The sequence below is a fragment of the Thioalkalivibrio sp. XN8 genome (assembly GCF_011058255.1).
Lineage (GTDB): Bacteria > Pseudomonadota > Gammaproteobacteria > Steroidobacterales > XN24 > XN24.
Window position 1 is genome coordinate 248,256 of record NZ_JAALFH010000067.1, and the last position, 15,471, is coordinate 263,726.

Here is a 15,471-nt window from a genome sequence, read left to right on the forward strand (position 1 = left end):
CTGATGAAACATGAACTGCCCGACCTGCCCTGGCCGAAGGACGCGCTGGAACCCCACATCTCGGCCGAGACGCTGGAGTACCACTGGGGCAGACATCACCGGAAATACGTCGAGACGCTGAACGAACTCATCGCGGGCACGGAGTTCGGGGACCGGACGCTGGAAGAAATCGTGGCCTCGGCCGGCGAAGGCAAGCTCCGCAACAACGCTGCCCAGGCCTGGAATCACGACTTCTACTGGAAGTGCATGGCGCCGGACGGCGGCGGCAAGCCCGGCGGAGCCCTGGCCGACGCCATCGAGTCGAGCTACGGCTCCTTCGATGCCTTCAAACAGGAGTTCTCGGACGTCGGCAGGGCGCTGTTCGGTTCCGGTTGGGTATGGCTGATCGACGCCGGCGAAGGGGTCGTCTCGATCGAGCCGTTGCCGAACGCCGAAAATCCCCTGATGTGGGGCCGCATCCCGCTGTTGACGTGTGACGTGTGGGAACACGCGTATTACATCGACTACCGTAATGACCGCGGCAGCTATCTCGACGCGTTCTGGAACCTGGTCAACTGGGATTTCGTCACTTCACGACTGGCGGCGTGAGCGAGCGGACCGACAACGCCCTCGATCCCCGGGAACTCGACGGCTTCGTTTTCGACCTGGACGGCGTGCTGACGCGCACCGCGGAGCTGCATGCCGAGGCCTGGAAGCGCGCCTTCGACGAATTCCTGCAGCAACGGGCGGGCAACAACGGTGACAGCCACCGTCCCTTCGAGATCGATCCCGAGTACTACCGCTATGTCGACGGCAAGCCGCGCTACGACGGCGCCGCCAGTTTCCTCGAGTCGCGCGACATCAGCATCCCGCGTGGCAGCGAAGACGACGAGCCGGGAGCCGAGACCGTCTGCGGCATCGCCAACCGGAAGAACGAGCTCTTCCTGGAGCTCCTCGAGAATGGCGGCGTGCAGACCTACGAATCATCGGTCCGGTTCATCGAGGGCCTGCGCGGAGAGGGCCTGCGGACCGCAGTGGTGTCCTCGAGCCGCAATTGCGTGCCGGTACTGGCTGCGGCGGGTCTGCTCGAGCTGTTCGACACCAAGGTGGACGGACGTGATATCGCGAGCCGGGGGCTGACCGGCAAGCCGGCCCCGGACATTTTCGCGGAGGCCGCGCGCGAGCTTCATATCCGTCCCGCGCACAGCGCTGCCGTGGAGGACTCGGGTGCCGGCGTCGAGGCGGCCCGGGCGGCGGGCTTCGGTCTGGTCATCGGTCTGAACCGGGGCGGCGCCGAGCAGTCGGCGGCGCTGCGCGAGCATGGCGCCCATCGGGTGGTCGACGACCTGGCCGAACTCGGCTTCCGCGGCGGGGCTGCAGCCGCCGGCGGGGCCGAGCCACCCGAGGCTGCCCTGGACGTGCTGACCGAGCGGCTGGCGGACCGGGCCCCGGCCGTGTTCCTGGACTACGACGGTACGCTGACACCCATTGTCGATCGCCCCGAGGACGCGCTGCTGTCCACGGACATGCGCAACGTGTTGGCCCGGCTCGCCGACGCCTGCGTGACGGCGGTGATCAGCGGCCGCGACCTCGACGATGTGCGGGAACTCGTCGCGCTGGACAACCTCGTCTATGCAGGCAGCCATGGTTTCGACATCCGGCTGCCCGACGGCCGCAGCGAGTCGCCGGCCGCGGCGCGGCAGGCGCAACCGGCCCTGGAGCAGGTCGCCGGCGAATTGCAGCGGCGTCTCGAGCGCATCTCCGGCACGCTGGTGGAGCACAAGCGCTTCGCCGTCACGGTCCATTTCCGGCTCGTCGCCGACACGGACATGGAGCACGTGGAGGCCGTGCTGGACGAAGTGGCCGCCAGCCATGGGGAGCTGCGCCGGCGCGGCGGCAAGAAGATCGCCGAGTTCCTGCCTGACCTGGACTGGGACAAGGGCGCTGCGCTCGAGTGGCTGCTCGAGGTGCTCGGGCGCGACGATCCCTCTTGCTACGCGCCGGTCTATTTGGGTGACGACACCACCGACGAAGACGCCTTCGCGGTGCTGGATGAGCACGGCATCGGCATCGCTGTCGGTCGCGGGCCGGGCGAAACCGCGGCGCACGCCACGGTGGCGAGTACGCGCGAGGTCAAGGCATTGCTGGAGTGGCTCTGTGAGCGCGCGGCGGAGGCCGCGTGAGCGCCTGGCATCTCGTCTACCCCGACTGGCAGCCCGCGCAGGAACGGCTGCGCGAGGCGCTCTGCACGACCGGCAACGGCTATTTCGCCACCCGCGGCGCGGCGCCGGAGGCGGTGGCGGATGAGCACCATTATCCCGGCACCTACGTGGCGGGACTCTACAACCGCCTCGCCACGGAAATCGCCGGCCGCAAGCTGGTCAACGAGTCGCTGGTCAACGTGCCGAACTGGCTGCCGCTGGACTTTTGCATCGAGGACGGCGACTGGTTCCGCCTCGACGAGGTCGATCTGCTCGACTACTGCCAGGTGCTGGACCTGCGGCAGGGCGTGCTGCGCCGCGAGCTGACCTTTCGCGGCGCGGGCGACCGGGAGACGCGGCTCGAGCAATGGCGCCTGGTGCACCTCGACCGGATTCACCTGGCGGCGCTGTGCACGCGCCTGGTCGCCCGGAACTGGTCCGGCCGCATCCGGGTGCGCAGCGCCCTGGACGGAAGGGTCCGGAACGAGGGCGTCGAGCGCTACAGCGAGCTGAACAGCCGGCACCTGGAAACCCTGGAGCGGTGGGTGCTCGGCCCCGACACCGTCGCGCTGTATGCGAAGACCAATGACTCCGGCGTCCTGGTTGCCGAGGTCGCCGCCACCCGCCTGTACCGCGCCGGCGAGCGCCTGGACGCGACTCCGGCGATCACCGAGCGGAGCGACTATATCGCGCAGACCTTCGAGCTGGACCTCGAGCAGGACCAGCCGCTGGATATCGAGAAGACCGTCGCCCTGCACACCAGCCGGGACAGGGCGGGGTACCGACCCGACCTGGACGCCCGCCGGAACCTGGCTGCCGCGCCGCGGCCCGACGACCTGCGGCGGGACCATGCGGTGCTGTGGGACCAGTTGTGGCGCCGGTTCTCCTTCTCGCTGGATCTCGGGGACGAGGCGGAAGAGGAGCGGACGCTCCGGATCCTGCGCCTTCATGTTTTTCACCTGCTGCAAACCTGCGGGCCGGCCGCCATGGACCTCGATGTCAGCGTGCCCGCGCGGGGCCTGCACGGCGAAGCGTATCGGGGTCATGTGTTCTGGGACGAACTGTTCATCTTTCCGTTCCTGAACCTGCGCATCCCCAATATCACCCGGGCGCTGCTCAAGTATCGCTACCGGCGCCTGGAGGAGGCGCGGCGAGCGGCGCGCGAAGCCGGCTATCACGGCGCAATGTATCCGTGGCAGAGCGGCAGCGACGGGCGGGAGGAAAGCCAGCGGCTGCATCTCAATCCGCGCTCGGGCCGCTGGATTCCGGACCACTCGCGGCGCCAGCGGCACGTCAACGTGGCGATCGCCTACAACGTCTTCCAGTACTTCGAAGTGACGCAGGATCGCGAGTTCCTCGCCTATGTGGGCGCCGAGATGCTGCTGGAGATCGCCCGTTTCTGGAGCAGTATCGCCGAGCTGAACCCCGAGCGGGGCCGCTACGAGATTCGCGGCGTGATGGGCCCGGACGAGTACCACGATGCCTACCCGGGCCGGGACGGCGGCGGGCTCGACAACAATGCCTATACGAACCTGATGGTCGCGTGGGTGCTGGGGCGCGTGCTGGATCTGCCGGACATGCTGGGCGAGCAGCGCTGGAACGAGTTGTGCGAAATGCTCGAGGTCTCGGACAGCGAAGTGGAGCGCTGGTACGACATCACCAGGAAGATGTTCGTGCCGTTCCATGACGGCGACATCATCAGCCAGTTCGAGGGCTACGAGGCACTCGAGGAGTTCGACTGGGAGGCCTATCGGCAGGAATACGAGGACATCCAGCGGCTCGACCGGATCCTGGAGTCGGAAGGCGACACGCCGAACCGCTACCAGGTGTCGAAGCAGGCCGACGTGCTGATGCTGTTCTACCTGCTGTCGGCGGAGGATCTCGAGCAGCTGTTCGACCGGCTGGGTTACGACTTCGACCCGGAGATCATTCCCAGAAACATCAACTACTACCTGAGCCGGACTTCGCACGGGTCGACCCTGAGCCGGGTGGTGCATTCCTGGGTCCTGGCCCGTTCCAGCCGGGAAGGCGCCTGGAAGCTGTTTTCTGATGCGCTGGAGAGCGATGTGGCCGATATCCAGGGCGGCACGACCTCGGAGGGGATCCACGCCGGCGCCATGGCGGGCACGGTCGATCTCATGCAACGCTGTTTCACCGGGATCGAGACGCGCGGCGGCGTCCTGTGGCTGAACCCGCGCCTGCCGGATCGCCTGCGCCGGCTGGAGCTGCAGATCCATTACCGCCAGCAGGTGCTGACCCTGTCGATCACCGGGGAGACGCTTTGCGTTGCGTCGGAGCCCGGCGACGCGGCGCCCGTCCGGATCGGCTTCGACGGCGAGACCGAGTCGCTGGCGCCCGGACAGCGGCGCGAATTCGAACTCGGGCCCGCCACCGCGCGCGCGGATTGACTTGCTCCGAGGTCTTGGACCACGACCGCCTCAGGTCGAGGCAAGCTCCCGGAGGCGCTCGAGATCGCAGCGGAAATGCTCCTTCCGGTCCTCGGCGACCGGTACCAGCAATCCCGTGCGCTTCAGGCCCGCGATGACCCGGCTGACGCTTTCCGGCGTGACACCGAGGATGTCGCCCATGTCCTGGCAGGTCAGCAGCGCGACCACGCCCGGCTCGAGATCGTGCTCCAGCTGTTCCAGGAACAGGACCAGGCGGGCTACCCGGCTCTTGATGCGGCCGGTGGAGAATTCGGCGATCCAGAGATCGGCCTGGCTCAGGTGCTCGTAGAGGCATTCGAGCAGCTCGATGTAGCGCTCCGGCCGCTCGTCCCGCAGGCGCTTGAGCTGCCGTCCCGGCCAGTACTCGGCGTCCACCGGCCCGACGGACTGGGCGCTGTGCGGATTGGTGGCGCCCGGCGTGGCGTTGGGCGGCGCGCCGAGAAGCGTCCCGGGCCCGAACAGGCCGACGATCCGGGCGCGGCCGTTGGGCAGGTGGCGCACGAGTTTAACCAGGCCGTCGCGTACCAGGTAGACGCGCTGGTGATCGCCGCCCTGGCGGAAGAGGGTGGCGCTGGCAGGATAATGCCGGTAGACGGCCCGGGGCTGGCCGGGCCGCTGGGCGGTCCCGAACAGTGCCCGCTCACCCTGGAGCGGCCGCGGGGCAATGTCGTGCAGATTGATCCGCCTGGCGTTGGTTTCCATCTGTGTTCCTCCCTGATTAAGTCAAATACTGGCCCGGAGCCCCACCTGCTGGCTATCCCGTTTTCGGGGTATTCGGCTGGCAGGAGCCGGGTAATGCGGTTGCGAATCCGCAATGCGCCCGGCAGGCCCGGGCGGGCATGGTAAGTGCATGAATTCGCCGGCCCTGGTCCGTAGTCTCGACGCCGTGGGAAGCGCCGATACCGCCTCGGTGGGCGGCAAGAACGCCTCGCTGGGCGAGATGATCGCCAACCTCGCCGAGGCGGGGATCCGGGTGCCGCCGGGCTTTGCCACTACCGCCGACGCCTACTGGGACTTCCTCGAGCACAACGAGCTCGAGGAGCGCATCGCCGGGCGCCTCGAAAGCCTGAAGCAGGAAGAAATCTCGCTCGATCGCGCCGGCCGCTCGATCCGCCAGATGATCTACCAGGCGAAGTTCCCGCCGGAGCTGGAGGAGGCGATCGGTGCGGCCTACGAGGCGCTGGGCGAGACCGCCGGCCGGCAGGACCCGGCGGTGGCGGTGCGCAGCAGCGCCACGGCGGAGGACCTGCCGGAGGCCAGCTTCGCCGGCCAGCAGGAGAGCTTCCTGAACGTCACCGGCCGGGAGGACCTGCTCAAGGCCTGCCGCCGCTGCTTCGCCTCGCTGTTCACGGACCGCGCGATCGCCTATCGCGAGAAGCACGGCTTCGAGCACATGAAAGTCGCGCTGTCGGTCGGAGTCCAGCTCATGGTGCGCGCGGACACGGCCGGCGCCGGCGTCATGTTCTCCATCGACACCGAAACCGGCTTCGAAGACGTGGTGCTGATCAATGCGGCGTGGGGCCTCGGCGAGGCTGTGGTCGGGGGCCTGGTCGATCCGGACGAGTACATGGTGTTCAAGCCGCTGCTGGACGCCGGGGACTGCTGCCCGATCATCGAAAAGGAACTGGGAAGCAAGCGCAAGCGGGTGGTCTACAGCGACGGCGGCGACTCGCCGACCCGCCAGGAAGCCACGCCGCCCGAACTGCGGCAGCGCTTCGTGCTGGACGACGAGGAGATCTGCCGGCTGGCGCGTTGGGCCATCGCGATCGAGGATCACTACGGCCAGCCGATGGATATCGAGTGGGCCAAGGACGGGGAGACCGGCGAGTTGCTGATCGTCCAGGCCCGGCCGGAGACAGTGCAGTCGCAACAGCAGGCCGCCTCGCTCAAGACCTACTCGGTGCGCAACCCGGGCAAGAAGCTGCTGACGGGACTCGCCATCGGGGACGGCGCGGCGGCCGGGGCAGCGCGGGTGCTGACCGAGCAGGTGCCTCGCGAGGCATTCCCCGAGGGCGGCATCCTGGTCACGACCATGACCGACCCGGACTGGGTCCCGATCATGCGCCGCGCCGCGGCCATCGTCACCGACCGGGGCGGCCGCACCTCTCATGCGGCCATCGTCAGCCGCGAGCTGGGCGTGCCGGCCATCGTCGGCGCGGGCGATGCCACCAGCACACTGGAGGACCGCCAGGCGATCACGGTCTCCTGCGCCGAGGGTGACCAGGGCGCCGTCTACCAGGGCGAGGCCGACATTGAGGTCGAGGAGGCGGATCTGGAGGACATCCCGGCTACCGACACGCTGGTGATGCTGATTCTCGCCAACCCGGCGGCTTCGCTGCGCTGGTGGCGGCTGCCGAGTGACGGGGTGGGGCTGGCGCGGATGGAGTTCATCATCAACAACGCCATCAAGATCCATCCGCTGGCGCTCGCCGGCTACGACGAGCTGGAGGACGAGTCGCTGCGGGAACGGATCGACGAGCTGACGCCCGGCTGGGACGACAAGGCCGGCTTCTTCGTCGACCGGCTGGCCCGCGGGATCGCCCGCATCGCCGCCAGCCAGTACCCGGAGCGCGTGGTGGTGCGCCTGAGCGACTTCAAGACCAACGAGTACGCCCAGCTGGTCGGCGGCGAGGCCTTCGAGCCCGAGGAGCCGAACCCGATGCTGGGCTGGCGGGGCGCCAGCCGCTATTACAGCGAGGAATACCGGCCCGGCTTCGAGCTCGAGTGCCGGGCGCTGGTCATGCTGCGCGACGAGATCGGCCTCGACAACGTGACCGTGATGGTGCCTTTCTGCCGGACGCCGGCCGAGGCCGACCGCGTGCTGGAAATTCTCGCGGAACAGGGCGTGACGGGCGACGAAACCGGGACCGAGGTCTATGTCATGTGCGAGGTGCCGTCGAACGTCATCGAGGCCGAGGCCTTCGCCCAACGCTTCGACGGCTTTTCCATCGGCAGCAACGACCTGACCCAGCTGGTGCTGGGCATCGATCGTGACTCCGAACGCCTGGCCGGCCTGTTCGACGAGAGTGAGCTTTCCGTCCGGCGGATGATCGCCAGCGTGATCGAGCAGGCGCATGCCCGCGGCCGGCCGGTCGGGCTGTGCGGCCAGGCGCCCAGCGACGACCCCGAGTTCGCCCGTTTCCTGGTCGAGGCCGGCATCGACTCGATTTCCGTCAGCCCCGACAGCTACCTCGCCGTCAAGCGGGTCGTCGCCGAGGCCGAGGCGCAGCGGGACACGCGGGAGCAGGAATGAGCGAGCGGATGAAAGTCGTGATGTTCGAGATGGAGCCGTGGGAGCGGGACAGCTTCGCCGACCTGGACGACCAGTTCGAGCTGGAGTTCGTCCGCGAGCCGCTTGATGGCGACAACGTCGGGCACTATCGCGATGCCGAGGCGGTGTCCGTGTTCATCTATTCGCAGCTGGAGCGGGAGGTGCTCGAGCAGCTGCCGCAGCTGCAGCTCGTCACCACGCGCTCGACCGGCTACGACCACATCGACTGCGACTTCGCGGCCGAGCAGGACATCGCGGTGTGCAACATTCCCGCCTACGGCGACAACACGGTGGCCGAGCATGTTTTCGCGCTGTTGCTGGCGCTGAGCCACCGCCTGATCGAAGCCGTCGACCGGACCCGCCGGGGCGACTTCAGCCCGACCGGGCTGACCGGCTTCGATCTCGAAGGCAAGACCATGGGCATTATCGGGACCGGGCGCATCGGTCGCCACGTGGCGAAGATCGCGCGCGGCTTCGGCATGCAGGTGGTGGCGCACGACGTCGCCCCGGACGAGGAGCTGGCCCGCGAACTGGGCTTCAGCTACGCCTCGCTCGAGGACCTGCTGCAGGCCAGCGACGTGGTCACCCTGCATGTCCCCGCCAACGACGAGACCCGCCACCTCATCGGAGAGCGCGAGTTCGGCCTGATGCGCGACGGCGCGGTGCTGATCAATGCGGCCAGGGGCGAGGTGGTCGAGGTGCAGGCGCTGGTCCGCGCGCTGGGCGAAGGCGGGCTCGCCGGCGCCGGCCTGGACGTGCTGCCGGAAGAGCCGGTCATCCACGAGGAAGCGGAATTGCTCAGGTCGGTGTACAGCAAGGAGCATGACCTCTCGACCCTGCTGGCCAACCACGTGCTGCTGCATCTGCGCAATGTGGTGATCACCCCGCATTGCGCCTTCAATACCCGCGAAGCGGTCAGCCAGATTCTCGACATCACGCGAGACAACCTGCTCTCTTTCCGGGCCGGCGAACCGCAAAACGTCGTCGGCGACTGAGGGCCAGTGGACCAGCCCTGGACCGCCTCGGTCGACGACGTCCTCGCGGAGCTCGAGAGCTCGCTCGACGAGGGACTGAGCGCCGAGGTGGCCCGGCGCCGGCTGCGGGAGCACGGACCGAACCGCCTGCAGCGCCACCAGCGCAGGCCCTGGTGGCGGATCGTGGTCGACCAGTTCAAGAGCACCGTGGTGCTGTTCCTGGTGGCGGCGGCCGTGGCTGCGGCGGCGTTCGGCCGTGAAGTCGAGGCCATCGCCATCGCCGCTGCGGTAGTGGTGAACACCATCATCGGCTTTGCCATGGAGTGGCGCGCAACCCGCTCCATGGAAGCGCTGCGGCGGATGGGCGCGGCGGAGGCGCGCGTCCGGCGCGCCGGCAGTGAACAGGTGATCGAAGCGGCCCGGCTGGTGCCCGGCGACGTCTGCCCGCTGGAGCCCGGCCACGTCGTGCCGGCGGATCTCAGGCTCGCCGAGACCAATCGGTTGCGCTGCGACGAGGCCTCGCTGACCGGCGAATCCGAAGCCGTCGCCAAGGAAGCGGAGGGCACCCTGGCCGCCGACACCGCGATCGGTGACCGGAGCAACATGGCCTGGAAAGGGACCGCCGTGGTCGACGGCTCCGGCCTCGGGATCGTCGTCCGCACCGGGACCGACACGGAGCTCGGGCGGATCTCCGAGCTGGTCGAGTCTGCCGAGCCCGAGGCCACCCCCCTGGAGAAGCGGATCGGACGTCTCGGTCACCTGCTGGTCTGGGGCACGCTCGGGGTGGCGGTGCTGATTGCGCTGGCAGGCATTGCGGCCGGCAAGGACCTGATGGTGATGGTCGAGACCTCGATCGCGCTGGCCATTGCAGCCGTGCCCGAGGGGCTGCCCATCGTGGCAACCCTGGCGCTCGCCCAGGGCATGCGGCGCATGGCGCGGCGCAACGCGCTGGTGAAGCGCCTCGCGGCCGTCGAGGCGCTCGGCGCCGTCAACGTCATCCTGACCGACAAGACCGGCACGCTCACCGAGGACCGCATGACCCTGCGCTGCCTCGCCCTGGCCGGGACGACCATCGAGCTGGAGCCGGCCGGGGACGACGGGGTGGAGGCCCGCGTCGACGACGAGCGCGCCGACCTGGATGAACTGCCTGCCGCGCGCGTGGCGCTCGAGATCGGTGCGCTCTGCACCAATGCCGGCTACGAGGAGGGCGAGCCGGTCGGGGACCCGACCGAGGTGGCCCTGCTCGCGGCCGCGCAGGCGCTGCATCGCTCGCGCGAGGCGCTGGTCGAGCAGCACCCGGAGGAGCGCGAGGAGAGCTTCGATCCGGAAGTGAAGATGATGGCCACCTACCACCGGGTGGACGACGGTTTGCGGGTGGCCGTGAAGGGTGCGCCGGAGGCCGTGCTCGAGCATTGCAGCCGGGTCCATAAGGGGGAGGGCGAGGCCCGGCTGGATGACGCGGGCAGGTCTGAGTGGGCGGAGCGGGCGGATACGCTGGCGGGACGTGGCCTGCGGGTCCTGGCCCTGGCGCAGAAGACCGTCGGCGAGGCAGGGGCGGAGCCGTACGCCGACCTGACGCTGGTTGCGCTGGCGGGGCTCTATGACCCGCCGCGGGCGGACATCTACGAGTCCATCGCGGCCTGCCAGCGGGCCGGTATCCGCGTGGTGATGGTGACCGGAGACCACCTGGTGACCGCCCGCGCGATCGCGGCGGAAATCGGTCTCGCGGCCGCGGATGCGCCGGCCATGGAGGCGGGAGAGATGGGCGACGCGGACCAGGGGAACCTGCTGGAGCAGGCGGTCTTCGCCCGAATCAGCCCGGAGCAGAAGCTGGATCTGGTCGATGCCTACCAGGACGCCGGCAATATCGTCGGCATGACCGGGGACGGGGTCAACGACGCGCCCGCACTGAAGAAGGCCGACATCGGCGTGGCCATGGGCCGCCGGGGGACCGAGGTCGCAAGGGAGACCGCCGACATCGTGCTGCTGGACGATGCCTTCAGCACCATCGTCGCGGCCATCGAGCACGGCCGGACCATCTTCGTGAACATCCGCCGCTTCATCGTCTACCTGCTGTCGGGAAACCTGGCGGAGATCATGGCGGTGTCGCTGGCCGCGGCGCTGGGGGCCCCGCTGCCGCTGCTGCCGTTGCAGATCCTGTACATCAATTTCGTCTCCGACGTAATGCCGGCCCTCGCCCTCGGGCTGGTGCCCGGCACGCCTGACGCGCTGGAGCGGCCGCCGCGGGCCGCCGGCGAGCCGCTGATGACCGGGCGCCACTGGGCGGCAGTCGCAGCCTGGGGCGCGCTCGTGGCCGCCACCGTGCTGGCCGCATTCTGGTTCGCGCTCGAGCCGCTGGGCCTGGATCCCGGCGAGGCCGTGACCCTGTCTTTCCTGTGCTTCGGCTTCACCCGGCTCTGGCATGTGTTCAACATGCGCAGCCGGCGCGGCGGGGTCATCGGCAACGCCATCGTGCGCTCGCCGGTGGTATGGGGCGCGATCGGCATCGGGGTCGTCCTGCTCCTGGCCGCCGTCTGGGTGCCGGGGCTCAACACGGTGCTTGGAACCCGGGTGCCGGAGGTGCGGGGCTGGCTGCTGATTCTCGGTTTCTCCCTGGTACCGCTCCTGGTTGGCCAGGCCCTGGTGGCGGCGGGCTGGCTCGGCCCGGAGCGCGGCCTCGGGCGGCATCGGCATTGACAACGGTCAATGTGGCGTCTACCCGTTAGGGGTATCGAGGTCGGATAAGCGGCCCGCAATAGGCGGGCGCAAGGGGAGCCAGCAGCAATGAGTGAAGGAAGAGAGCCGGAGGCCGCTCGCGATATGGCGGGAGCGGGTGCATTCCTGGCGGGGCAGGCCGCAGCCCGCACCATGCGGACCGAATCCCAGTGGGAGAATCTCCGCCTGCTGGCGTTCCTGCCGTCCCGCGACACGCAGCCGGACATGGGTCTCAAAGCGCTGGACGACGCACAGGTGGAGCTGGATGCGACCAGCGACCCGGATGAGCTCATCGCAGGTATGGTCACGGGTGCTGCCGCGGTGCTGCTCGCCGAGGAGTCCCTGGATGCGGCGTTGCTGGATCGCATCGGGGCCGTCTATCTCGCGGCGCCGGTCTGGTCGGCCTTGCCGATCATCGTGGTGAGCGGGGCGCCGGAGCCGCAGCGCGAACGGCTGGCAGCGATGCTGCGGGCGATCGGTGTCGAGTTTGCGACGGCCTTGAGCCGGCCCGTCAATCCCGAGGCGCTCCTGGTGGCCGTCTACACGGCGCTCAGGGCCCGCCGGTTGCAATACCGCTTTCGCGATGCGCTGCGCCAGAGAGAGCCGCTGGCCGGCATCGACCTGGCCGTGCGGGAAGAGCCGGGCGAGGAGCTGTTTACGACCTACGACACGGCGCCGGTCGGCCTGTGCCTGTTGGACCGGGAGTTGCGCTATCTCCGCGTCAACCAGCGGCTGGCCGACATCAACGGCCTCCCGGTGGCGCAGCACATCGGGCGGCGCGTCGGCGAGGTAACGCCCGGGCTCGAGTCGGCGGCCGTCGATGCGCTCGAGACGATCCTGCGCACCGGCGAGCCGAAACTGGACCAGGACTTCGTCGGGCAGACCGCGGCGCGACCCGGCGAGGACCGGACCTGGGTCGAGCAGTGGTACCCGTTACGGGATTCGCGCGGCCAGATCGTCGGGGTCAACGTCATCGTGCAGGACGTGACAGAGAAACGGCAGGCCGAGGAAGCGCTGGAGTGGTCGTATCGTTTCGAGCAGCAGATCAACGAGCGCATGGCGGCGCTGCTCAAGGACTATGAAAAGAAGGTGCGCCGGCAGATGGAGGAGCTGCGCCGGCTGGCGCAGGCCCTTTCGAGCGCCGAACACGACGAGCGCGAGCGGATCGCCGGCCTTCTGCATGGCGGGCTGCAACAGACCCTGGCGGCGGTGCGCATGCAATTGCAGTCCTATGCCGACACCGAGGGCACTTCCATGCCTGACTCGATCGACGGATTGCTGGAGGACGCCATCGAGATGACGAGGACCCTGGTCAGCGACGTGAGCGCGACGACGGTGCCGGGCGCGACGCTGCGCGACGAGCTGGAATGGCTGCGGACCTGGTCGAAAGATCGCTATGCGCTGGATCTGGGCTTCGAGTGCGACGAGCTGGCGCGGGAGCCGGAGGGAAGCGACCGGTTGTTCCTGTTGCAGTGCCTGCGTGAGCTGTTACTAAATGTCTCCAAGCACGCCGAGACCGGCGCTGCCCGGCTGTCGCTCAGCCAGGACGACCAAGGTATCGTCGTTCGGTTCGAGGACGAGGGGGCCGGTTTCGATCCGGATTCGGTTTCACGCGGCTTGGCGAACTCCTTCGGCCTTGCCTCCATCCGCAGCCGCGCGGCCGCTCTCGGCTGGGATTTCAGGCTCGAATCCCAGCCCAACGCCGGCACCCGGATCGAGCTGCATATCCCGTCCTCCCCGGGGACTGAGAATTGACAATGCGGCTGGCGGGCCACGGTTCCATATTCATCGACTGACCCAGACTGCCGGCCGCGCCGCGGCCGCCCGCGACAGAGGGAGAAGGAGATGGAACAGGGCAGGGCAAAGAACCTCGCCGAACTGGCGGACCAGATCATCCGGGAGCTGTGGCAGGACCAGCGCGTGGATCTCGAGCATGCCGCCATCAGTTTTGCCGCCGAGGACGGGCAGCTCCGCCTCGAAGGCGAGGTCCCGGGCCTCGCGGCCAAGCGCATCGTCGCCAACATCTCGCAACAGCTCGCCGGGGATAGCACGGTCGTTGAAGACCGGCTCTGCCTGCAGGCGGACGTGGCGAGCGACGCCGACATCGCGCGCAAGGTCGCCCGCTATCTCAGTGACGAGCCGGAATTTCGCGCCTGTTCCATCGCCGTCCACCACGACCGCGAGAGCCGGATCGTCCAGCAGCATGATCGCAGCGACTATCGCCTGCACGCCCGGGTCGACCAGGGAGTCATCAGGCTGACCGGCGACGTCGGCTCACACACGCACCGGCGCTTCGCCGAGGTCCTGTGCTGGTGGGTGCCGGGCTGCGTACGGGTCGACAACTGGCTCGAGGTCCGGCCCTACGAGAGCGATTCGGACAACCTGCTGACAGACGCGATTCGCATCGTGCTCGAAAAGGATCCGTTCGTCGATGCCACCCAGGTGCGGGCTGCAACCGCGGCCGGGATCGTCGAGCTGCGCGGGCTGTTGCCGACAGAAGAAGCGCACCGGCACGTGGTGCGCGATGTGTGGGCCGTTCCCGGCGTCTGGGAGGTTTACGACCTGACACACACGGGGCAGCCAACCGCGGCGAACGACGGCTGGTCGCCCCGCGGCTGAGCCGCGGCGTCGTTAACTCAGGCAGGCTCGGGCGGTGCCCCTGCGATCTCGCCCAGCGCCTCGCCGGCTTCGGCCGCCGCGCCGTTCAGGCACAGGTCGCCGAGCGAGACCAGGCCGACGAGCTGGTTGTCGCGGTTGAGGACGGCCAGCCGGCGGACGCCGGATTCCGCCATGGTCGCGGCCACTTCGCGGGTGCTCTGGTTCTCGTAGCAGTAGTGCACACCCTCGCTCATGAGTTCGCGGGCGGAGATGCCCGCCGTGTCGCGCCCGTCGGCCAGGCCCCGCACGACGATGTCCCGGTCGGTTACCACGCCGATCAGGCGATCGTTATCGAGTACCGGCAGGGCTCCGACGTGCTCGTCGCGCATGCGGCGGGCGATCTCGGGAATGCGGGTGTCGGGGGTAACGACCTTGACGCCCTTGGTCATGATTTCAGAAACCTGCATGGCTCCTCCGGAGAATGTCGGTTGAATGGGTGCGGTGACGCAGTTGCGCCGCTACCCACGATGCTGATTCCGGAGAGGCGGGGCCGCATTGCGCTCCGTCAATGAAGGACGCTGCCGGCGGGACTCAGGTGTCGACGCGAGTCAAGCCTTCACGAATGGCGTAGCGGGTCAGTTCGACCACATTGTGGATATCGAGCTTGCGCATGATATTGCGCCGGTGGGTCTCGACCGTGCTCGGGGAGATGTTGAGCCGCTCGGCAATCTGGGGTCCGCTCAGGCCCTCGGCGACCAGCTGGAGGACCTCGCGCTCGCGGCTGCCGAGCAACTCGTAGACGGAGCTGCGCGGCACTGCGGCTTCGCGAATCATGTCGCCGGCGATGGGGACGACCGCGGGACAAAGATAGGTCTCGCCCTTGCAGACGTGATCGATCGCCTTGCGCAACTCGCCGTAAGCCTCTTCCTTGAGCACATAGGCCAGCGCGCCGGCGCGGAGCATCTCGGCCAGGTAGCGGCTGTCCTTGTGGCTGGACAACCCGACGATGCGAACGTCGGGCTGCCGGGCCAGGATCCGGCGGGTCGCCTCGATGCCGTTTATTTCGCCCATGACCACGTCCATGATCACCACATCGGGCTCCAGCTCGAGGCACAGGCGCACGGCCTCCAGGCCCGAATCCGCCTGGCCGACGATCTCGATGTCCCGGTCACGGGACAGGATGACGACGAGCCCCTCGCGCATCATTGCGTGGTCGTCGACGATCAGGACACGAATGCCCATGCAGACCCCCCCGCCGTCCTTGCGTCAAGGCAACAAACATCCAC

Annotated in this window: 11 protein-coding genes; 8 read left to right on the forward strand and 3 right to left on the reverse strand. The window is 68.5% G+C overall.

All coding sequences use genetic code 11. The annotated features are described in order from the left end of the window. Positions 1 to 3 precede the first annotated feature (3 nt). Genes G6N75_RS13325 through G6N75_RS13335 form a run of 3 tightly spaced genes read left to right on the forward strand, consistent with a single transcriptional unit; the run spans position 4 to position 4,588 of the window. Positions 4 to 588 (forward strand): superoxide dismutase, encoded by a 585-nt coding sequence (locus G6N75_RS13325; protein ID WP_165348855.1) that lies wholly within the window; start codon positions 4 to 6, stop codon positions 586 to 588. Next, positions 585 to 2,162 carry a trehalose-phosphatase gene (gene otsB / locus G6N75_RS13330; RefSeq protein ID WP_165348856.1) on the forward strand — a complete coding sequence of 526 codons (1,578 nt, stop codon included), beginning with the start codon at positions 585 to 587 and terminating at the stop codon, positions 2,160 to 2,162. Before G6N75_RS13325 ends, otsB begins: the two co-directional genes overlap by 4 nt. Continuing rightward, positions 2,159 to 4,588, forward strand: a complete 2,430-nt coding sequence (locus G6N75_RS13335; RefSeq protein WP_165348857.1) for a glycoside hydrolase family 65 protein — start codon at positions 2,159 to 2,161, stop codon at positions 4,586 to 4,588. The genes otsB and G6N75_RS13335 overlap by 4 nt, the downstream gene beginning before the upstream one ends. Before the next feature lie 30 nt (positions 4,589 to 4,618). Here the strand turns inward: G6N75_RS13335 and G6N75_RS13340 are convergent, their stop codons facing one another. Then, on the reverse strand, positions 4,619 to 5,329 hold the full coding sequence (locus G6N75_RS13340; protein ID WP_165348858.1) for a Crp/Fnr family transcriptional regulator: 711 nt from the start codon (positions 5,327 to 5,329) through the stop codon (positions 4,619 to 4,621). A gap of 148 nt (positions 5,330 to 5,477) precedes the next feature. On the opposite strand from G6N75_RS13340, the gene ppsA reads away from it, so the two are divergent. The 5 genes from ppsA (at position 5,478) to G6N75_RS13365 (ending at position 14,206) form a co-directional block, all read left to right on the forward strand. Continuing rightward, a complete protein-coding gene (gene ppsA / locus G6N75_RS13345) occupies positions 5,478 to 7,880 on the forward strand; it encodes a phosphoenolpyruvate synthase (protein WP_165348859.1) in 2,403 nt (800 codons plus the stop codon). Beyond that, the gene (locus G6N75_RS13350) at positions 7,877 to 8,893 is read left to right on the forward strand and encodes a hydroxyacid dehydrogenase (RefSeq protein WP_240901134.1); all 1,017 of its coding nucleotides are present in this window, start codon (positions 7,877 to 7,879) and stop codon (positions 8,891 to 8,893) included. Before ppsA ends, G6N75_RS13350 begins: the two co-directional genes overlap by 4 nt. Positions 8,894 to 8,899: 6 nt before the next feature. Next, on the forward strand, positions 8,900 to 11,569 hold the full coding sequence (locus G6N75_RS13355; RefSeq protein ID WP_165348860.1) for a cation-transporting P-type ATPase: 2,670 nt from the start codon (positions 8,900 to 8,902) through the stop codon (positions 11,567 to 11,569). A gap of 87 nt (positions 11,570 to 11,656) precedes the next feature. Further along, complete coding sequence (locus G6N75_RS13360; RefSeq protein WP_165348861.1) at positions 11,657 to 13,342, forward strand: PAS domain-containing protein; 1,686 nt, start codon at positions 11,657 to 11,659, stop codon at positions 13,340 to 13,342. Positions 13,343 to 13,432: 90 nt separating this feature from the next. Next, a complete protein-coding gene (locus G6N75_RS13365) occupies positions 13,433 to 14,206 on the forward strand; it encodes a BON domain-containing protein (protein ID WP_165348862.1) in 774 nt (257 codons plus the stop codon). A 17-nt stretch (positions 14,207 to 14,223) separates the two neighbouring features. Here G6N75_RS13365 and G6N75_RS13370 read toward each other — a convergent pair whose 3' ends face one another. After that, positions 14,224 to 14,652 (reverse strand): CBS domain-containing protein, encoded by a 429-nt coding sequence (locus tag G6N75_RS13370; RefSeq protein ID WP_165348863.1) that lies wholly within the window; start codon positions 14,650 to 14,652, stop codon positions 14,224 to 14,226. Positions 14,653 to 14,776: 124 nt separating this feature from the next. Beyond that, positions 14,777 to 15,427, reverse strand: a complete 651-nt coding sequence (locus G6N75_RS13375; RefSeq protein WP_165348864.1) for a response regulator transcription factor — start codon at positions 15,425 to 15,427, stop codon at positions 14,777 to 14,779. Positions 15,428 to 15,471: the final 44 nt, after the last annotated feature.

Bases quoted from the DNA above. Each gene is read 5' to 3' on its own strand.
- G6N75_RS13350 (WP_240901134.1), top strand. From the start codon at position 7,877: ATGAGCGAGCGGATGAAAGTCGTGATGTTCGAGATGGAGCCGTGGGAG.
- G6N75_RS13365 (WP_165348862.1), top strand. From the start codon at position 13,433: ATGGAACAGGGCAGGGCAAAGAACCTCGCCGAACTGGCGGACCAGATC.
- G6N75_RS13370 (WP_165348863.1), bottom strand. From the start codon at position 14,652: ATGCAGGTTTCTGAAATCATGACCAAGGGCGTCAAGGTCGTTACCCCC.
- G6N75_RS13375 (WP_165348864.1), bottom strand. From the start codon at position 15,427: ATGGGCATTCGTGTCCTGATCGTCGACGACCACGCAATGATGCGCGAG.
- G6N75_RS13340 (WP_165348858.1), bottom strand. From the start codon at position 5,329: ATGGAAACCAACGCCAGGCGGATCAATCTGCACGACATTGCCCCGCGG.
- ppsA (WP_165348859.1), top strand. From the start codon at position 5,478: ATGAATTCGCCGGCCCTGGTCCGTAGTCTCGACGCCGTGGGAAGCGCC.
- G6N75_RS13325 (WP_165348855.1), top strand. From the start codon at position 4: ATGAAACATGAACTGCCCGACCTGCCCTGGCCGAAGGACGCGCTGGAA.
- G6N75_RS13360 (WP_165348861.1), top strand. From the start codon at position 11,657: ATGAGTGAAGGAAGAGAGCCGGAGGCCGCTCGCGATATGGCGGGAGCG.